This window comes from Mesorhizobium japonicum MAFF 303099 (genome assembly GCF_000009625.1).
Taxonomy (GTDB): domain Bacteria; phylum Pseudomonadota; class Alphaproteobacteria; order Rhizobiales; family Rhizobiaceae; genus Mesorhizobium; species Mesorhizobium japonicum.
This window is the reverse complement of the sequence record NC_002678.2, coordinates 5686745-5705609: the sequence shown is the minus strand read 5'-3', so window position 1 is coordinate 5705609 and position 18865 is coordinate 5686745. Positions and strand designations below refer to the sequence as shown.

The following is an 18865-nucleotide window of genomic DNA, read 5'->3' as shown; positions in this document are numbered from 1 at the left end:
GGGCCGACCGGCGACCGCACCAATCTGGAACGATTCCAGACTAGGCCGCATTGCTGATAAAAACAAATTGCCTTTCCTGTTCATTTCGATAGGATTTTCTTATGATCGGATTGACAGTTCGCCAGATGCATTATTTCGACGCGCTGGCGCAGACGCTGCATTTCGGCCGTGCGGCAAAACTGGCCGGCGTCAGCCAGCCGGCACTGTCCTCGCAGATCGCGGAGATGGAGCAACGGCTGAACTGCCGGCTCTTCGAACGCGGCGGCAAGTCGGTGCGCATGACTGACGAGGCGATCGCGCTTTTGCCGCGCATCGAACGCATCCTCGCCGACATACGCGACGTCGAAACGACGGCCAGGCGCGGCCGCACAGCGATGGAGGGACGCTTCCGGCTGGGCATCATTCCGACCGTCGCGCCGTATCTCCTGCCACGCGCTTTGCCCGAACTGAAAAAGCATTTCCCGGCCCTGCTGCTCGAATTGCGCGAGGCGGTCACTACCTCGCTGGTCGATGACATAGCCTCGCGCAAGCTCGACGCCTTTATCGCCGCGCTTCCGCTCGATCATCCAGGCCTGATCGCCGAGGCGTTGTTTTCGGACCGGTTCTTCCTTGCCGTGCCGGCTGGCGACCCGGCCTTCGCCTCGCCGCCGGTCCCGCCCGAAAGCCCGGCGCTGGAAAGGCTTATGCTGCTGGAAGAAGGCCATTGCCTGCGCGAACAGGCGCTCGCCGTCTGCGGCAATGTGCGGCCGGTAGCGATGGCCAGTTATGGCGCCACCAGCCTGACCACGCTGTTGCAGATGGTGGCGCACGGGCTCGGGGTCACGCTGATCCCCGAAATGGCGACCGGCCCCGCCGGCACCATCCCCGACCTCAAGATCGTACCGTTCCAGGAGCCGATGCCGCAGCGCATGATCTGCCTCGCCTGGCGGCGCAACAATGCAAGGCACGGCGAATGTGTCGAACTCGCCAAGATCATTCGCAGCCTCGGCGCGGCGGTGTTGGCCGCGTGAGAAGCGACCAGCCAGGCGTCACAGAGTCCGGGACCGACAGGTCCACTGCGATTACGAGTTTGCGATCACCGCACACTCCCAGATGATGACCTAGGAAGCGGTGGCCTCGTCCTTGATCGCACGGGGCGCCCTCTGGCGCGGACGTGCCAGAAAATAGAACGCGGCGGCGTGCGTGATCATCAGCAGCGGCACATAGATGACCGGGATGGCGTAGGTGGCGCCAAACAATCCTGCATGGGCAGGAAGGTCGGCCTGGATAGCGAGGTAATAGTCGACGATGAGGTCGACTGTCCCAACGATATTGAAGGCGACGACGAAGAGCCAGAAAAGCGGGCGTATCCTCACGGTAAACAGCGCCAGCATGGCCAGCACCCCTGTTGCGAAGTCGCCATAAGCTGCAAAGGCGGCGAAGTTGGCGGGCAGGTCAGGGCTGACGACGCCCGGAAGGATGAAGACGAGCCCAAAGAAGCGGAAACTGTGCAGGGTGGCAATGGCGCGCTGCGCCGCAACCCCGTCCATCGAGCTCAGCCAGGGCCAGATGTACGCACTGAAGCAAAGCAGCCACGCGACATAGCCGAGAACGAGATGGGTCTGAAAAAGGGGTTCCGTCGACATTGCGGTCTCCTGTCAGCTGTTGGTCGATGCGGCCTCGAACACCGCGGTCAGGATGCCGAGCCGGCCTTGCATGAGATTTCGTCCCAAATTGGCGGTAAGCTCGGCGAAGTCCGGCCCCATCACAACGCCGAGATTTGGCGAAGGCGGCGGACCCGACGCCCGCAACTGTGCGAACCAGGCCTTGGCGGTCTCAGTGTCGTCTTGCCATGCCAGCATACGGAAGCCGGCCGGCTCGATCGCCTCACGCGTCGCGTCGACTGTCAGGAGGAAGCTCGTCGCCGGCGTTCGCGCCCAGGGAAGCGGATAGTGCGGCTGGCCGTCGCGCAGCACCACGTCGAAGGTGGCAAACCTGCCGCCTGATTTCAGTACGCGCCGAATCTCGCGATAGAGCCGCCCCCGGTCGAAGATGTTCATTGCCACATGCTGCAGCAGCGCAATGTCGAAGTGGCCGTCCTCGAACGGAAGCTCAAGGGCGCTGACGGTCTGGAACGACAATTGCCCGCCCTGCCCCGTGCGCTCGGTCAGATAGCGCGCGGCATCCACGAAAGGCTCGCTGAGATCCACACCGGTAACCCGGCAGCCATAAGTCGCGGCCAGGAAGCGCGCCGGCCCGCCGACGCCCGAGCCGACGTCCAGAACCGACATGCCAGCGGTGATGTCAGCCAATTGGGCAAGCTCGGCGGTGGCGGCAAGCCCACGGGTGTGAAACTGGTCGAGGGTGCCCAGTTGCTGCGGCGTGAGAAGCCGATCCTCAGGGCCGAAGGCAGCCAGTACCGCCCTCAACCGTTCAGTCAGGCCGGTCGCGCGATAGTGGTCGCGCACTCCATCAAGTTCATCGGTCATGGCAAGATGCTCCTGTCTCAAGCTCTTACCTAAACCCGCTTCCATCGTTCGACTATCCGCTGTAATAACAACAACCCATGAAGCAGAACTACACAATCCGGCACGGGGCGCTGGAGGGCGTCGAGGTGTTCCTGGCTGTCGCCAGACACCGCAACTTCCGCCGCGCCGCCGCCGATCTCGGGGTGACGCCGTCGGCCGTGAGCCAGGCGGTGCGTGCGCTGGAAGCCCGCATCGGCGCGGCGCTGTTTGTCCGCACGACGCGCAGTGTCGGCCTGACCGAGGCCGGTCAGCGCTTCCTCGACCGTGCCGGCCCTGGCTTCGAGGAGATCGTCGCCGCAGGCGAGGCCGCGCGTGACATAGGCCAGCGACCGACCGGCCTGCTACGCCTGTCGGTGCCGCGCGCCGTCGTGCCGTTAATCCTTGAGCCGGTGATTGCGTCGTTCTGCCAGGCCTATCCCGAAGTCGAACTGGAGATCGCCGCGAGCGACGAGATGGTCGATCTGGCGACCGGCGGGTTCGATGCCGGCATCCGCCTCGGCCAGTTCATTGCCACCGACATGGTGGCGGTGCGGCTGACCCCGTCCTTCCGGTTCGTGGTCGTCGGCAGTCCCGACTATCTCGATCGCCATGGCCGCCCTGAGCGTATCGACGATTTGCGCAACCACGCCTGCCTGCGCCTGCGCCGTTCGAACGGCGCCATCGCGCCATGGACGTTCGTCGACGGCAACGAGGCGATCGAGGCCATGGTCTCAGGCCCGCTGATCGCGCACGACTATCCGACGTTGCTCGGGGCCGCGATGCGGGGGATTGGGCTGGCGCAGATCCCACGACCGGTCGCCGAGGGTCCGATAGAACAGGGAAAACTCGAACCCGTGCTGGACACCATCGCGGCGACGACGCCGGGCGTCTTCCTCTATCACCCCGGCAAGCGCCAGATCCTGCCGAAGCTGCGCGCCTTCATCGACCACCTCAAATCCGCGATCTGAGGGGTGCCGCCGCCTTGGCGCTTCCCCGGCTACGCCGTCTTCTGCGCCACCAGCCCAGCTCTTCCACCATCGCCTGATGCATCAGGAACTTCTGCGACTTGCCGGCCACCGTCATCGGCAATTCGGTGCGGAAGGGAATGATTGCTCTCTCGATTACCCGGTCGATAACGGCTTCCTGATCAACGGATGCCCGCATCTGATCGCACGCTTATCTAAGGGATTTCATGGTATAAATATCAGAAATATATAAGTAAAAAACACTACAAGATGGACCATTCCGGTCAAGAACGTCGTTCTTTCAGTGCTGAAGCTTACATTGCATATGAAAAGCGCCAAGACCAAGAGGACCGCATCGGCAGCCGGCAGCCCCAGGGTCAGTCCTCTCCCCGTCAGCAGGCTGGCGGCTGCGACTCCCGGTATGGTCAGGCCGATCGTGGCGCAAGCCGAACCCATCGCGACATTCAAGCCGCGCTGCAGCTCGTTGTTGAGTGAAGCGCGCACCGCCGAAATGGCCTCCGGCATCAACACCAGCCCCGCGATCATTGCCCCCACAATGCTGTCAGTCTGGGTCACCCGATAGGCAACGAGCGTATCTTCGACGCTTGCCGCGACCTGCTCGGCGAGCATGACAATTCCGATCAGCCCGGCCATCAGCAGCAGAGCACTGGCAGAGATGTTCCCGTGAGGGGCAGCGCGCACCGAAACGTCGTGTGGTTGTCCCTGGATAAAGTCTTCCCGGTGCCGGACGGTCTGCGCGAACACGAAGCTTGCATAGAGCAGCACTGAAAGGACGCTGACGAAACCAAGTTGGGCTGCCGAAAACGTGCCGGGATCCGTGGCCTGGGTATAGGTCGGCAGAATAAGCGTCATGACGGTCAGCGCGATCAGAACCGCCAGATAGGCACTGGTCCCTTGCCGTACGATGGCCTGCTTGCGATGACGCCAGCCGCCAAGCGCGAGACACATGCCGACAACGCCGGTGGATGTGATCATCACCGTCGAGAAGACGGACTCCCGTGCCAGCGTCGGGTTGTTCTCTCCATGCAGCATCATGGAAACGATGATCGACACTTCGATTGCCGTCACGGCAAAGGTCAGCACCAGCGTGCCGTACGGCTCCCCTACCCGCCGAGCCACCGCCTCGGCGTGGTCGAGCACCACGAAAATGGTGACGAACATGATCGCACTCGACAGCGCACCGACAAGGATCCTGGCGTTCAGCGAACCCTGGTCCACCGACAGCCCGCTGGATCTGACCGCAACAGCCATCACCAGGGCGGCCAGCGGCATCGCATAGGAAGTCACCGATCGTCCGAAACCGCTCATCCAAGCCCCCGTGCGCTTCTGCGAACCTTGGCTGCATTCGCGCACCGACAGATCGAAGCGTTCACCCGTTCACGCCGTCTTCTGCGCCACAAGCCCCAATTCCTCGACCATCGCCTGACGCATCAGGAATTTTTGCGGCTTGCCGGTCACCGTCATCGGCAATTCGGTGCGGAAGCGGATGTGGCGCGGGATTTTGTAGTGGGCGATCTGGCCGGCGCAGAAGGTTTTGATCTCCTGCTCAGTGGCGATCTGGCCAGGCTTGAGCACGATCCAGGCGCACAGCTCCTCGCCGTATTTGGCGTCGGGAATACCGAAGACCTGCACTTCTCTGACTTTGGGATGGCGATAGAGGAATTCCTCGACCTCTCGGGGATAGACGTTCTCGCCACCGCGGATGACCATGTCCTTGACCCGGCCGACGATGTTGCAATAGCCCTCGGCATCGATGGTGGCGAGGTCGCCGGTATGCATCCAGCCGTCGCTGTCGATCGCCTCGCGGGTCTTTTCGGCGTCGTCCCAATAGCCCTTCATCACGGAATAGCCGCGCGTGCAGAGCTCGCCCGGCGCGCCGACCGCAACGGTGGCGCCGTCGGCGTCGATGGCCTTGACCTCGACATGAGGGTGGATGCGCCCGACTGTCGAGACGCGCTTTTCAAGCGGATCGTCGACGCCGCTCTGGAAGGACACCGGGCTGGTCTCGGTCATGCCGTAGGCGATGGTGACCTCGGACATATGCATCAGCGACACCACCTTCTTCATCACCTCGATCGGGCATGGCGAGCCGGCCATGATGCCGGTGCGCAGGCTGGAGAGGTCGAAGGTCGCGAAATCCGCATGGTCGAGCATGCCGACGAACATGGTCGGCACGCCGTAGAGGCCGGTGCAGCGTTCCTGCGCCACCGCCTTCAGCGTTGCGCCGGGGTCGAAGCCCTCGCCCGGAAACACCATGGTCGCGCCCTTGGTGACGCAGCCCATCGTGCCCATCGACATGCCGAAGCAATGGTAGAGCGGTACAGGGATGCAGAGCCGGTCGTCGACGGTGAGTTTGATCGCCGAGGTGACGAAATTGCCGTTGTTTACGATGTTGTGGTGCGTCAGCGTCGCGCCCTTGGGCGCGCCTGTCGTGCCTGAGGTGAACTGGATGTTGATGGCATCGCCTGGCTTCAGCCCCTCGGAAATGCGGTCGAGGCTGTCATGCTCGTCGCGGCCGGCCATGGCCAACACGTCGGCGAAATTGAACATGCCCGGCGAATTGTCCTCGCCCATGCGGATGACGATCTTCAGCGCCGGCAATTTTTGCGCCTTCAGCTTGCCCGGCGTGGCCTTCGCGATCTCCGGCGCCAGCGTCTCGATCATGCCGAGATAGTCCGAGGTCTTGAAACTGGCGGCCGTCACCAGCGCCTTGCAGCCGACCTTGTTCAGCGCATATTCCAGTTCGGTCAGCCGGTAGGCCGGGTTGATGTTGACCAGGATCAAGCCGATGCGGGCGGTGGCGAACTGCGTCACCAGCCATTCCCAGCGGTTGGGCGACCAGATGCCGACGCGGTCGCCCTTTTCGAGGCCCAGCGCCAGGAAGCCGGCGGCCAGCGCATCCACCGTGTCCGACAGTTCGCTCCAGGTGAAGCGCTTATCCTGGCCGACGAAGACGGCGGCATCCTGCGTGGCGTATTTGCTGGCCGTGTCGGAGAAAAGCGCCGGAATGGTCTTGTCGAGCAGCGGCACCTTGCGGTCGCCCGAGACATGCGCCCTGCCGTCGACGGGTGCGATAAAGACGCTGCCGGCGCGCGCAGCGCGGCCGCGCAGATTGGTGGCGTTCTTCAGCTCGTCGAGATTGACCGGCATCGCTGTTTCCTCCCAGGCCGCGTCGAGTCTATCAGCCCGGCGGGGCAGTGGAAATCCTGTCGATGGTCGTGGAGTTCTGGTCCCTCGGAGGGGGCGGGCATGGCTATCCCACCGCCGCCGCCATCTTCGTGACGATGTCGCGCAAGGTGGCTTCGTCGCCCGCGGTACGCGCCTTTTTCGATGCCACCAGACAGGCCTGCGACTTCAGCACCACGCCGTCGCCCAGCACTTTTAGATGGTTGGCGCGCAGCGTCGAGCCTGTCGTGGTGATGTCGACGATGACATCGGCCAGTCCAGCCGCCGGCGCGCCTTCGGTGGCACCCAGGCTCTCGACGATGCGATAGACCTGGATACCGTGTTTTTGCGAAAAGAACTGCTGCGTCAGCCGCCAGTATTTGGTGGCGATGCGCAGCCGCCGGCCGTGGCGCTGGCGGAAATCGGCGGCAACGTCGTCGAGATCGGCCATGGTGTCGACATCGAGCCAGATTTCGGGCACCGCAACCACGACATCGGCATGGCCGAAGCCGAGACGGGCGGCGATCTCGGCGCGGGCTTCCCAATCGGCGAGATTTTCCCGCACCAGATCCTCGCCGGTGATGCCAAGGTCGACGGCGCCCTGACCGATTTCGCCTGCAATCTCGGAAGCCGACAGGAAAGCGATCTCGACATTGTCCAGGCCCTCGACACGGGCATGATATTTGCGCTCGTCGCCGGGCAGGCTGATGGCGAGGCCGGCCTTGGCCAGCACCTCCAGCGCCTGTTCCTTGAGCCGGCCTTTCGAGGGAATGGCCAACGTGATCATGGTGCCGCCTCCCGCAACGCCTCGATGCGGTCGAGCCAGACGGAAAAGCCGACGCCGGGGATCGCCGTCTTGGCGCCAAGCAGGGTCAGCAGCCGGTCGTAGCGGCCGCCGCCGGCCAGGGGACGCTCGCCGCCTTGCGCCGCGATTTCGAAGACCACACCAGTGTAATAATCGAGTGGACGGCCGAAGGCGGCATCGTAGCGGATTTTTTCCGCCGGCAAGCCATGCGCCTCGATCGCCTTGGCCCGGGCGGCGAATTTCTCCAGTGCGGCACCCAGCGACAGCCCGGCCCCGGCGGCAAAGGTCTCCAACGCCCGCGCCGCACCATCGAGCGGCACATGGATCGCCAGAAAATTCTTCAATGCCGCGAAGGCCTCGTTCGACAGCCGCACGCTGCGCAATTCGGCCTTCTCGATCAGCCGCCGCGCAATGTCTGTGGGCGAGCGCCCGGCCGATGCCGACAGGCCGGCCTGTTCCATGCCGCCGGCGATGTGCGTGGAAAGACCGTCAAGATCCCCGTCGAGGACAAGGGCAGCGACTTCGCCGGAAAGCTGGCCATTGCGCGGCGGGTTGGCGAGATCGGCAAGTGCCGCCTGCAGCATCGGCGCCGAGCCGAAGGCACGGGCCAGCCGCATACGCCAGCCGCGCGGCAGGCCGAGCGCCGCCAGCACCGCTTCGAAGATGCCCTGGTCGCCCAGTGTGACCGCCAGCGACCGGCCGGGCAGCACCAGCGACAGCAGCGCATGGGCGTCGGCCACGGAGCGAGCATCGGCTTGCGCCGTGTCGCGGTCGCCGAGATCCTCGATGCCGGCCTGGAAGAACTCATTGCCGCCTTCGCGGCGCTGGCGAAACACCTCCCCGAGATAGGAATAGCGGCGCGGCGTGCCGGCCTGCGAGCTTATATGGTCAAGACAGACCGGAATGGTGAATTCCGGCCGCAGGCACAGTGTCTGCCCGGTCTCACTCTCGGTGAGGAAGATGCGGCGGCGCAAATCCTCCCCGGCCATGTCGAGGAACGGGTCCGCCGGCTGCAGGATGGCGACCTCGACCGCATGCGTGTTGCGCGCGGCGAAGAGTTTTGTGATGTTGGCCGCGATGGCGGGGAAGCGAGAGGTCATGCGGCGCGCCCTTGCATCGCGCGACCCTCTGGTTTGGGAACAGGGGGGCGATCAACGATCGGCGCTCTACGGCGCCCCCCTCTGTCCTGCCGGACATCTCCCCCACGAGGGGGGAGATTGGCAGTTGCGCCGACGGCGCTTCTTCTGAGGGGTTGGTGATTGGCGAAAGCCGAGATGACATCCGATCTCCCCCCTCGTGGGGGAGATGTCCGGCAGGACAGAGGGGGGCGCGACAGAACGCGACCTCTATTTGCCACGCGCCCGCTCCTCGGCCTGCGCCGCCAGGATCTTCTTCACCTCTGCGACCAGTTCACTTTCCGCAACCGTGACCTGCGCCGGGCGCGCGGCGCGCCATTCGGCGTTGTCGGTGATTTCGGCGGACATGCGTGCGCCTTCGATCAGATCCTTGATCTGCAGCTCCCCCTTGGCGCGCTCGTCGCCGCCCTGGATGATGGCGACCGGGCAGCCGCGCCGGTCGGCATATTTGAGCTGCGCCTTCATGCCGGCGCCGCCAAGATACATTTCGGAGCGAATACCGGCGGCACGCAACTCGCTCACCATCTTCTGGTAGCGGCCGAGGCTTTCGGTGTCCTTGTCCATGACCAGGACCACGACCGGCGCGATCACGTCGGCGTTGTCGAGCTTGCCGAGGTTCTTCAGCGCCGTCATTAGCCGCGACACGCCGATGGAAAAGCCGGTCGCCGGCACCGGCTCGCCACGGAAGCGCGAGACCAGGCCGTCATAGCGCCCACCGCCGCCGACCGAACCAAAGCGCACGATCTGGCCGTCTTCATTGGGGATTTCGGCCAGGAGTTCGGCTTCAAAGACCGGGCCGGTGTAATATTCGAGGCCGCGCACCACCGAGCGGTCCATGGCGATGCGGTCTTCGCCATATCCAGCCGCCCTGACCAGGGCCTCGATGGTCGCGAGTTCGCCGACGCCTTCCTGATAGGTCGCGTTGGAATCGACCACGGAATCCTGGGCGGCCTGCGCATTTCTCGCTGTTGCTTGAAGAACCGCCTCGGCCTGCCCGTTGTTCAAGCCGGCGCCCTTGGCGAAGTCGCCCTCGCCTTCCTTGCCGCCGTCCCAGCGCCCCGGGCCGAGCAGAAGCTTCACGCCCTCCGGCCCGAGCTTGTCCAGCTTGTCGATGGCGCGCAGCACCGTCAGCCGGCGGCCGATGTTTTCCTCACCGCCAAGGCCGATCGCCTCCAGCACGCCGTCGAGCACCTTGCGGTTGTTGACGCGGATGACGTAGTCGCCGCGCTTGATGCCCAGCGCTTCCATGACGTCGGCCATCATCATCGCCATCTCGGCGTCGGCGGCGACGCCCGGCGTACCGATCGTGTCGGCGTCGAACTGCATGAACTGGCGGAAGCGGCCGGGGCCTGGCTTCTCGTTGCGGAACACCCAGCCGGAGCGATAGCTGCGATAAGGTTTGGGCAGGCGCTCGTAGTTCTCGGCGACGAAACGCGCCGTCGGCGCGGTCAGGTCATAGCGCAGCGACAGCCACTGCTCGTCATCATCCTGGAAGGAGAACACGCCTTCGTTCGGCCGATCCTGGTCTGGCAGGAATTTGCCGAGCGCATCGGTGTATTCGATCAGCGGCTGGTCGGCGGGTTCGAAACCATAGAGCTCATAGACCGAGCGGATCGTCGCCATCATCTTCTCGACGGCGCGGATGTCCTCGGCGCTGCGGTCGGCAAAACCGCGTGGCAGCCGCGCTTTCGTCTTTTCCGATTTGTCGGCCATGAGATGGGTACCCGGTGTTTCGTGCTAATGTGCGGTAGGAAATTTCCTATTTCCGCAGCGCGCGTGTCCTAACCGATGCTGCTTTGTGCGGCAAGGGTTTGCCGCCCTGCCCTCTCGTGCCGGGACAAGGCAGACCCGAACCTCCCTGAAACAGAAACGCACCGAAAATGAAACAATCCCACCATGGGCGCGGCATCGTGCCGACACAATCGGAGCCGATATAGCGCAGGACATGAAGGGGTTCGGGACATGACCAGCGCAGCGAAATTCCATGCCAACGGCGACGCCAGTGCGTTGCCAGCGCGCCTGCGCCCGGCCGGCACCCCTGCGCCGGAACTGGTTGGCCAGGTTGCCGGACCGTTCGATGTGCCCGCCGACACAAGCAAGGGGCCTTCCCTGCGCGACGCCTTGGTGACGGGTCTGCTGGTGATCTATCCGACGGTGGCCACGGTGGTGGCGATCGTTGCCGGGCTGTTCCTGGCCAGCGTCAACGGCACCTGAACCTGCCCGCTTCGTCGGGTTCCATATTTTCTGATCGAGGGATTGAGCATGCGACTGGGCTACGCATACGCGCTTGGCTGCGCATTTTTACTTGGAGTGGCCAACCCGGCCAGCGCCGCGGGCTGCAAGCCCGGCGATGCGGGCCTTGCCGGCCATTACTATCTGCGCGGCGTCATGGAGGTCGGTTCGGAACTGCTGCTCAGGAAAGACGGCAGCTTCGAGTTCATGCTCGCCTATGGCGCCAACGACCAGTACGGCAAGGGCTGCTGGGTGAAAAAGGGATCGACCGTCGAGGTCATTCCGGCCGGCCGCAGTTCGGCATCGACGCACCACACGCCCGACGACAGCGGTTTTGGCGGCCTGGTGCTGACCATTTCCGGCCGCAGCCTGGTGTGGGACATCAACGGCAGCGGGCACAAGGGACGGTTTGAGAGGTAGGCGCCTTCTCCTCCGCCCCGTTTACGGGGAGAGGGAAGCGGAGCCCGCCGGGCGGAGCAGGGTGAGGGGTAACGCCCAGCCTGCGCAAGTTCGCGCCGCCCTCGTCCGCCTGCCGGCACCTTCTCCCGTGAACGGGGAGAAGGAAGCTACGTCGGCCGTTTGAAAGCCTTGCGTTCCTTCTCGACCTGCTTGCGGCAGACACAGCCTTCGAGATGGTCGTTGACCAGGCCCATGGCCTGCATGAAGGCATAGACCGTGGTCGGGCCGACAAAACTCCAGCCGCGCTTCTTCAACTCCTTCGATATCCGCACCGAGACCGCCGTCGTCGGGTTGGCGCGCAGATGGGCGAGGTCGACGATTTCGGGCCGCTCCGCCTTGCCGGGTTCGAACTTCCAGAACCAGGCGGCGAGCGAACCGAACTCGTCGACCATTTCGCGGGCGCGTTTGGCGTTGTTGATGGTCGAAACGATCTTGCCGCGATGGCGGATGATGCCGGCATTGCCGAGCAGGCGCTCGACATCCTTGTCGGTGAAGGCGGCGATTTTGTCGAAATCGAAGCCGGCGAAGGCCTCGCGAAAATTCTCGCGTTTGCGCAGGATGGTCAGCCACGACAGGCCCGACTGAAAACCTTCAAGGCAGATCTTTTCGAAAAGCCTGCGGTCGTCTGCCACCGGCCGGCCCCATTCATGATCATGGTAGTGCAGATAGTCGGGCAGGTTGCCGTGCCAGAAGCAGCGCGCGACACCATCGGGACCGGCAAGCAGGCCGGTGTTTTCATTGCTCATTGCGAAAAATCCATCCGTTAATGCGCTCTAGCGCTGCTTTTACCGTGGCTTTACCAGATTCCTGAACCCGGCGGTAACCACACCAAAAGGTTTACTGACAGAACCGCATTTTACGCATTCCGATTCATGTTTCGGTTGCTGCTTGGGCGCCAATGATCGCTGAACCGGGGAGCGTTTCCACCCGGTATATCAGACGATCTAAGGTGCGTTCCCGATGAAGAGAGTTGTGTTTTCCGTGCTCGGCGCCGCGGCTGTGTTTGCCGGCGTCACACCCTCGGCCGCTGGCGACCGCTATGCCGACAGGCCGCCAGTGATGGTGAGCCCCGACCTTTCCGCCCCCTGGGTGCTGCAGCTCGGCAATGCGCCCGGCATCGTGCGGCAGAACCGCCAAATCGTGCAGCAGCCGCGCCTGCGGACCGCGCAGCCCGACCGGGTGCAGACGGCCGCCGTGCAGGCGCCGGCGAAACGCATGGTCATGCGCCCGCAGATCAATCCGATCTACCTGCCGCAGGAAGTCGCCTATGACGGCCCGCAGAAGCCGGGCACCATCGTCATCGATACGACGCAGAATTTCCTCTATCTGGTCGAGAAGAACGGCAAGGCGCGGCGCTACGGCGTCGGCACCGGCAAGCCAGGCTTCGAATGGTCGGGCACGCACAAGATCACCAACAAGCGCGAGTGGCCGGACTGGCGCCCGCCAGCGCAGATGATCAAGCGCGAAGCCGCCAAGGGCCGCTATCTGCCGACCTATCTGGCCGGCGGTATCGAGAATCCGCTCGGCGCCCGCGCGCTCTATCTCGGCACCACCGAATACCGCATCCACGGCACCAACCAGCCATGGACGATCGGCGGCGCGGTGTCGTCGGGTTGCATCCGGATGCGCAACGAGGACGTTGTCGACCTCTATGAGCGGGTCAATGTCGGAACCACGGTCGAGGTGATATAATAGCTTCAGCGAATCACTTGATCAGGAAACACATCATTTCCTGAGGTCGGAAGGAATAACGGGGGACGGGCCGTATGGGGATGCGGTCGGTCAGGAAGGGCAGCACGGGGAAACCGCGCTGCCCTTCTTTTTTGATCGGCGTCCCATGCCTGCGACAAAGTCCGCGTCGTTGCGTCGCGCAGAAGGCATGGCGCTTCGCTTTCATGCTGCCATTTTCGGCGGTCTTTTGTTATGTCGGCGCCAACGCGAGAAAAGAGTCCACCTCCATGTCCCTGCCCGACGACAGCCGCTATCTCAAGGGCGGCCCGGTTGCCCAGCGCATCATCGCCGCCGTGCGCGAGGACGCGGCGATTGCCAAGGCCGAGGGTTTTCCGCCCAAGCTGATCTCGATCACCGTCGGCGATACCGATGCCGTGGATGTCTATGTGCGCAACCAGCGCGCCAAGGCGCAGCTTGCCGGCATCGATTTCGAGGAACGGCGTTTTCCCGCCACCATCACCTCGGGCGAATTGGAAGCGGCCATCCACGGGCTGAACGCCGATCCGCGTGTCACCGGCATCATCATCCAGCGGCCGGTGCCCGCGCATATTTCGGTCAAGACGCTGCAGGCGGCAGTGCATCCGCTCAAGGATGTCGAAGGCATGCACCCGGCCTCGATCGGCAACATCGTCTACAACCAGCTTGATCTGGCGCCCTGCACGGCGGCTGCCTCCGTCGAACTGCTCAAGGAGACCGGCCTCGACCTCAAGGGGCTGGAAGTGGTCGTCGTCGGCCATTCGGAAATCGTCGGCAAGCCGATCGCTTTCTTGCTGATGAGCGAAGGCGCGACGGTCACGGTCTGCCACCACTTGACGCGATCGGTCGCCGCGCATGCGCGCCGCGCCGATGCGCTGTTCGTCGCCGTGGGCAAGCCGCGGCTGATCAAGGCCGACATGGTCAAGCCAGGGGCTGCCGTCATCGATATCGGCATCAATTCCGAGATCGGGCCCGATGGGACGAGCCGTATCGTCGGCGACGTCGACACCGACAGTGTGAAAGACGTGGCCTCCTGGATCACGCCGGTGCCGGGCGGCGTCGGCCCGATCACGGTGGCGATCCTGCTGCGTAACACGATGGTGGCGCTCAGCCGGCAGCGCGCGCTTTACGAGGCAACCTACGGCACGGCGGACAGGCTCGCGGCGGAGTAAGCGCCGATCCCTACTCCGCAGCGATCAGGCTCTCGTCTCGGACACCCTCCGGCTTCGGTCCGCCATAAGCCCAGTCGAGCAGCTTGATGGTGTGCACCACTGGCATGCTGGCGGCTGACGCGATCTGCGTAATGCAGCCTATGTTGCCGGTGGCGACGATCGAGGCGCCCGTCGCCTCGATGTTTTTCACCTTGCGGTCGCGCAGTTTTGCCGAAATCTCGGACTGCAGGATGTTGTAGGTGCCGGCCGAGCCGCAGCACAGATGGCCCTCGCGCGGCTCCCGAACGATGAAACCGGCTTTGGCCAGCAACTCCTTCGGCTGGCGGACGATCTTCTGGCCGTGCTGCATCAAACAGGCGGAGTGATAGGCGACGACCGTGCCCGGCCTGCGCACCGGCTCGGGCAAGTCGAGGCTTGCCAGATATTCGGTGATGTCCTTGGCCAGCGCCGAGACGCGTGCGGCCTTGTCGGCATAGGCCGGGTCGAGCCGCAGCATGAAGCCATAGTCCTTGATCGTCGTGCCGCAGCCGGACGCGGTGATGATGATGGCATCGAGCCCGCCCTGCTCAATCGAGCGTGTCCAGGCGTCGACATTCTGTCTCGCCGAGGCGAGTGCGGCCTCTTCCCGCCCCATATGGTGCACCAGGGCGCCGCAGCAGCCCTCGCCCGGCGGCACCACGACCTCGACGCCAAGCCGCGTCAGCAGCGAAATCGTCGTGTCGTTGATGGCGGGATCAAGCACCGATTGCGCGCAGCCGGTGAGGATGGCGACGCGGCCCTTTTTGGCCCCCTGCCCGGCATGGACGCCCGGCGAGGCCATCGGCGAGGCTGCCGGGATCGAGGCCGGCGCGAGCTTGAGCATCGCGCCAAGCGGTTTTAGCGCCGGGACCTTCTCGAACAGGCCGATGAAGGGCTTGCCGAGTTTCGCCAGTTTGAGCGCGGCGCGAAAACGCCGGGGATAGGGCAGCACGAAGGCCAGCATGGCGCGCGTCAGGCGGTCGAGCAGCGGCCTGTTATAGGTCTCCTGGATGTGGGCGCGGGCGTGATCGACCAGGTGCATGTAGTTCACGCCCGAGGGGCATGTGGTCATGCAGGCAAGGCACGACAGGCAGCGGTCGATATGGGTGACGATCTCCTTGTCGGCCGGACGGCCGTTCTCCAGCATGTCCTTGATCAGATAGATGCGCCCGCGCGGTGAATCGAGCTCGTTGCCGAGCGTCACATAGGTCGGGCAAGTGGCGGTGCAGAAGCCGCAATGCACGCATTTGCGCAGGATCTTTTCCGATTCCGCGACATGCGGGTCGGCGAGTTGGTCGGATGAGAAATTCGTCTGCATCGCTGATGTCCTAGGCCATGCGGCCGGGATTGAGGATGTTCTTCGGGTCGAATTCCTGCTTCAGCCGCTGGCTGAGCGCCGCCAGCGCCGGCGGCTGCGGCTCGAACACCGGCAGCGCGGCGCGATGGGCGGGGGTGGCACGGACCAGCGTCGCATGGCCACCGCCATGTTTGCGCAACAGGCCGCGCAGCAGGGAGGCTTCCGGGTCGCCCTCTTCCATGCGCAGCCACACCAGCCCGCCCTGCCAGTCGTAGAAGGCGCTGACGGCGGCCTGCATGCGCAGGGTCAGAACCATCTGATGCGCGTGAAAGGGTGCCATCGACACGCGCCAGACTGGTTTCTCGCTGCCATCGGCGAAAGGCCTGATATCGCGCACATCGCGCCAGATCAGATGCGAAGCCTCGCCGGCAATCTCCTCCAGCGGCCCGGCCTTGCCGAGCAGCGTCTTCAGCGTGGCAATGCGATAGACGACGGAAGGGCCAAAGCCCTCGACCCTAAGCAGCGTGGCTGCTTCACTGCCGAGCGCGCCGCCGGCGACGCGCGCGGCGATGCGCTCCGGCAGATGGGCAGCGCTCGACACTTCGGCGCTGGAGCCGAGCGCCAGCGCCATGGCGCTTGCCGCGGCATCGTCGAGCAGCCCACGGACCGCGAGCGTCACCTCGGTCTCGGCTGATGGCAGCACCTTGAAGGTGACGTCGGTGAACACGGCCAATGTGCCCCAGCTGTTGGCCATCAGCTTCGACATGTCATAGCCGGTGACATTCTTGACCACGCGGCCGCCGGACTTGAAAGCTTCGCCCCGGCCGGACACGACATTGATGCCGAGGATATGATCGCGCGCCGCGCCCGCCTTCAGCCGGCGCGGACCGGACAGGTTCACGCCAAGCACGCCGCCGATCGTGCCTTTGCCCGGCTCGCCGCCGAGCAGCGGGCCGTAGTCCATCGGCTCGAAGGCAAGTTGCTGGCCGTTTTCCGCCAGCAGCTTCTCGATCTCGGCCAGCGGCGTGCCGGCCTTCGCCGACAGCACCAGTTCGGCGGGCTCGTAAAGCGTGACGCCGGTGAGTTTCGACAAATCGAGCGTGTGCTCCGTCTGCAGCGGCCGGCCAATGCCGCGCTTGGAACCATGACCAAGGATTTCGAGCGGCGAGCCTTCCGCCACCGCCCAGGTGATAGTCGACAAGACTTCGTCTGACGTCGTCGGGGTGAAAGTCGTCAAAGCCTGTGCTCCCTGAGCTTTTCGAGCACGGCTTCGCCCCTGGGCGACAGCCGGTAACCGATCTCCAGGCTCTCGGTCAGGCCGAGTTCCTTGAGCTTGCGGACATCCTGCTTGAATTTTGGCGTCTCGACGCCGGCCTTGGCCGCCAGGTCAGCCGCCCGCACCTCTGGATGGGCGCCGATTGCCTGCAGGATCGACGGGAAATAGCCGGGCGCCGTCTTGTCCCAGCGGGCAAAACGCAGGGTCAGGGCGTGCCAATCCGCATCGGACAGCGAGGCCTCGCCGCGCAAGCCAACCCGTTCGTCGGGTTCAAGACCGGTGAGCTCAATGCGGTAGACCGGGGTGCCGTCGTCAGGCCCCAGCATCTCCCGAAGGGCTTCGAGGGTCGGAAAGCCGGCAGAGCTCGCATCGCTTTCCGACAATGCGGAGATGTCAACAATCGCGATATCGCCGATCAGCACGACGCCCGACGCCGTCCTCACCCGCCCGCCAGCCTTAACCGTCGGCCGCTTCCGGCGGCGAAAGGCAAGCGTCACTTCGCCCGACGCAATGGCCGCAAGGGTCTGGTCCCGGAACAGCATCCCCTCAAAACCTCGGAATGTCCGGAAATGCCACCTGACCCCGGTGCACATGCATGCGCCCAAGCTCGGCGCAGCGGCGCAGTTGCGGGAAGACTTTTCCCGGGTTGAGCAGGTGGTTGGGGTCGAAGGCGCATTTGATGCGCATCTGCTGGTCGAGATCGACCTGGTTGAACATTTCCGGCATCAGATCGCGCTTCTCGACCCCAACCCCATGTTCGCCCGTCAGCACGCCGCCGACCTTGACACAAAGGCGCAATATGTCGGCGCCAAAACTTTCGGCCTTGTCGAGTTCGCCGGGAACATTGGCATCGTAGAGGATCAGCGGATGCAGATTGCCGTCGCCGGCGTGAAAGACATTGGCGACGCCGAGACCGTATTTCTCCGACAGTTCGCGCATGCCGGCGAGCACGCGCGGCAGTTCCTTGCGGGGGATGGTGCCGTCCATGCAGTAATAGTCGGGCGAAATGCGGCCGACCGCCGGGAATGCCGCCTTGCGGCCGGCCCAGAAGCTCAGCCGCTCCGCCTCGGATTGCGAGATGCGGCAGGTGGTCGAGCCGTTGCTTATGGCGATCGCCTCGACCGCGGTGATGAGGTGATCGACCTCGACTCCCGGCCCGTCGAGCTCGACGATCAGCAACGCCTCGACATCGAGGGGATAGCCGGCATGGACGAAATCCTCCGCAGCGTGGATCGCCGGCCGGTCCATCATTTCCATGCCGCCGGGGATGATGCCGGCGCCGATGATGTCGGCGACGCACTGGCCGCCCTGCTCGCTGGTCGGAAAGCCGATCAGCAGGGCGCGTGCCGTCTCCGGCTTCTTCAAGATGCGGACCGTAACCTCGGTGACGACGCCGAGCAGACCTTCCGAACCGGTCATGACGCCAAGCAGATCGTAGCCTTCGGCATCGAGATGGCTGCCGCCGAGCCGCACCACCTCGCCATTCATCAGCACCATCTCGATGCCGAGCACATTGTTGGCGGTGAGGCCGTATTTCAGGCAATGCACGCCGCCGGAATTCTCCGCGACATTGCCGCCGATCGAGCAGGCGATCTGGGAGGATGGATCGGGGGCGTAATAAAAGCCCTCCTGCTCGACGGCGGTGGTGATGCCTAGATTGGTGACGCCCGGCTGGGCGACGACGATGCGGTTGGGAAAATCGATCGCCAGGATGCGGTTGAAACGGCTCATCACCAGAAGCACCGCGTCCTCGAGCGGCAGCGCACCGCCGGACAGCGAGGTACCGGAACCGCGCGGCACGACGCGGATGTTGCGGTCGTTGCAGTATTTCAGCACGCGGGAGACCTGCGCCACGGTCTCGGGCAGAACGACGACCAGCGGCAATTGCCGATAGGCGGTCAGGCCGTCGCTCTCGAAGGCGCGCATGGCATTGGCCGCGTCGACCACGCCCTCGCCCGGCACGATGATGCGCATGTCGGCGACGATCTCGCCGCGCCGGCGCATCGTGGCGTCGTCTGGTTTCGGCATGGCCAGGCCGGACATCAGCAGCCTCGTTTCGCTTCACTGGTCAAAATCTTTTACCAGTGAAGCGCGCTGGTTGCAAATGCCGCTGTGGCGAGAGGCTC

The 18865-nt window shown here is 64.3% G+C and carries 20 protein-coding genes; 6 read left to right on the top strand and 14 right to left on the bottom strand.

Annotated features, from left to right (window positions below):
- Positions 1 to 101: 101 nt before the first annotated feature.
- Positions 102 to 1010: a hydrogen peroxide-inducible genes activator gene (locus tag MAFF_RS28310; RefSeq protein WP_010914439.1), complete on the top strand. Its 909-nt coding sequence runs from the start codon at positions 102 to 104 to the stop codon at positions 1008 to 1010.
- Positions 1011 to 1100: 90 nt separating this feature from the next.
- On the opposite strand, the gene MAFF_RS28305 is transcribed toward MAFF_RS28310, so the two are convergent.
- A complete protein-coding gene (locus tag MAFF_RS28305) occupies positions 1101 to 1625 on the bottom strand; it encodes a hypothetical protein (protein WP_010914438.1) in 525 nt (174 codons plus the stop codon).
- A 12-nt stretch (positions 1626 to 1637) separates the two neighbouring features.
- Complete coding sequence (locus tag MAFF_RS28300) at positions 1638 to 2513, bottom strand: class I SAM-dependent methyltransferase (protein ID WP_244420640.1); 876 nt, start codon at positions 2511 to 2513, stop codon at positions 1638 to 1640.
- A gap of 32 nt (positions 2514 to 2545) precedes the next feature.
- On the opposite strand from MAFF_RS28300, the gene MAFF_RS28295 reads away from it, so the two are divergent.
- Entirely contained in the window at positions 2546 to 3454 is a 909-nt protein-coding gene (locus MAFF_RS28295; protein WP_010914436.1) for a LysR family transcriptional regulator, read from the top strand.
- Here MAFF_RS28295 and MAFF_RS28290 read toward each other — a convergent pair.
- From MAFF_RS28290 to hisS, 6 genes are all read right to left on the bottom strand, one after another.
- Positions 3438 to 3650 (bottom strand): hypothetical protein, encoded by a 213-nt coding sequence (locus MAFF_RS28290; protein WP_010914435.1) that lies wholly within the window; start codon positions 3648 to 3650, stop codon positions 3438 to 3440. The genes MAFF_RS28295 and MAFF_RS28290 overlap by 17 nt on opposite strands.
- A gap of 26 nt (positions 3651 to 3676) precedes the next feature.
- Positions 3677 to 4780, bottom strand: coding sequence for a calcium:proton antiporter (locus MAFF_RS28285; RefSeq protein ID WP_032929046.1), 1104 nt, complete (start codon positions 4778 to 4780; stop codon positions 3677 to 3679).
- Positions 4781 to 4849: 69 nt separating this feature from the next.
- A complete protein-coding gene (locus tag MAFF_RS28280; RefSeq protein ID WP_010914433.1) occupies positions 4850 to 6622 on the bottom strand; it encodes an AMP-binding protein in 1773 nt (590 codons plus the stop codon).
- 103 nt (positions 6623 to 6725) lie between these two features.
- A complete protein-coding gene (gene hisG, locus MAFF_RS28275; RefSeq protein WP_010914432.1) occupies positions 6726 to 7424 on the bottom strand; it encodes an ATP phosphoribosyltransferase in 699 nt (232 codons plus the stop codon).
- Complete coding sequence (locus MAFF_RS28270) at positions 7421 to 8542, bottom strand: ATP phosphoribosyltransferase regulatory subunit (RefSeq protein ID WP_010914431.1); 1122 nt, start codon at positions 8540 to 8542, stop codon at positions 7421 to 7423. Before MAFF_RS28270 ends, hisG begins: the two co-directional genes overlap by 4 nt.
- A gap of 246 nt (positions 8543 to 8788) precedes the next feature.
- Entirely contained in the window at positions 8789 to 10291 is a 1503-nt protein-coding gene (hisS, locus tag MAFF_RS28265; protein WP_010914430.1) for a histidine--tRNA ligase, read from the bottom strand.
- Positions 10292 to 10540: 249 nt separating this feature from the next.
- Between hisS and MAFF_RS28260 the strand changes: the two genes are divergently transcribed.
- Both MAFF_RS28260 and MAFF_RS28255 read left to right on the top strand, forming a co-directional pair.
- Positions 10541 to 10792, top strand: coding sequence for a hypothetical protein (locus MAFF_RS28260; protein WP_032929040.1), 252 nt, complete (start codon positions 10541 to 10543; stop codon positions 10790 to 10792).
- Positions 10793 to 10840: 48 nt separating this feature from the next.
- Positions 10841 to 11230, top strand: a complete 390-nt coding sequence (locus MAFF_RS28255) for a hypothetical protein (protein WP_010914428.1) — start codon at positions 10841 to 10843, stop codon at positions 11228 to 11230.
- Positions 11231 to 11376: 146 nt separating this feature from the next.
- Here the strand turns inward: MAFF_RS28255 and MAFF_RS28250 are convergent, their stop codons facing one another.
- Positions 11377 to 12015 (bottom strand): DNA-3-methyladenine glycosylase I, encoded by a 639-nt coding sequence (locus MAFF_RS28250; protein WP_010914427.1) that lies wholly within the window; start codon positions 12013 to 12015, stop codon positions 11377 to 11379.
- A 214-nt stretch (positions 12016 to 12229) separates the two neighbouring features.
- On the opposite strand from MAFF_RS28250, the gene MAFF_RS28245 reads away from it, so the two are divergent.
- A complete protein-coding gene (locus MAFF_RS28245; protein WP_010914426.1) occupies positions 12230 to 12961 on the top strand; it encodes a L,D-transpeptidase in 732 nt (243 codons plus the stop codon).
- A 13-nt stretch (positions 12962 to 12974) separates the two neighbouring features.
- Here the strand turns inward: MAFF_RS28245 and MAFF_RS39445 are convergent, their stop codons facing one another.
- Positions 12975 to 13166, bottom strand: a complete 192-nt coding sequence (locus MAFF_RS39445) for a hypothetical protein (protein WP_010914425.1) — start codon at positions 13164 to 13166, stop codon at positions 12975 to 12977.
- 61 nt (positions 13167 to 13227) lie between these two features.
- Here MAFF_RS39445 and MAFF_RS28240 point away from each other — a divergent pair, with 61 nt between their 5' ends.
- Positions 13228 to 14148: a bifunctional 5,10-methylenetetrahydrofolate dehydrogenase/5,10-methenyltetrahydrofolate cyclohydrolase gene (locus MAFF_RS28240; protein WP_010914424.1), complete on the top strand. Its 921-nt coding sequence runs from the start codon at positions 13228 to 13230 to the stop codon at positions 14146 to 14148.
- 10 nt (positions 14149 to 14158) lie between these two features.
- On the opposite strand, the gene glcF is transcribed toward MAFF_RS28240, so the two are convergent.
- Genes glcF through MAFF_RS28220 form a run of 4 tightly spaced genes read right to left on the bottom strand, consistent with a single transcriptional unit; the run spans position 14159 to position 18782 of the window.
- Positions 14159 to 15484 (bottom strand): glycolate oxidase subunit GlcF, encoded by a 1326-nt coding sequence (glcF, locus tag MAFF_RS28235; RefSeq protein WP_010914423.1) that lies wholly within the window; start codon positions 15482 to 15484, stop codon positions 14159 to 14161.
- Between the two features lie 10 nt (positions 15485 to 15494).
- On the bottom strand, positions 15495 to 16700 hold the full coding sequence (locus tag MAFF_RS28230; RefSeq protein WP_044549472.1) for an FAD-binding protein: 1206 nt from the start codon (positions 16698 to 16700) through the stop codon (positions 15495 to 15497).
- The gene (locus tag MAFF_RS28225; RefSeq protein WP_044549470.1) at positions 16697 to 17281 is read right to left on the bottom strand and encodes a hypothetical protein; all 585 of its coding nucleotides are present in this window, start codon (positions 17279 to 17281) and stop codon (positions 16697 to 16699) included. Before MAFF_RS28225 ends, MAFF_RS28230 begins: the two co-directional genes overlap by 4 nt.
- A 4-nt stretch (positions 17282 to 17285) precedes the next feature.
- The gene (locus MAFF_RS28220; RefSeq protein ID WP_044549468.1) at positions 17286 to 18782 is read right to left on the bottom strand and encodes an FAD-linked oxidase C-terminal domain-containing protein; all 1497 of its coding nucleotides are present in this window, start codon (positions 18780 to 18782) and stop codon (positions 17286 to 17288) included.
- Positions 18783 to 18865: the final 83 nt, after the last annotated feature.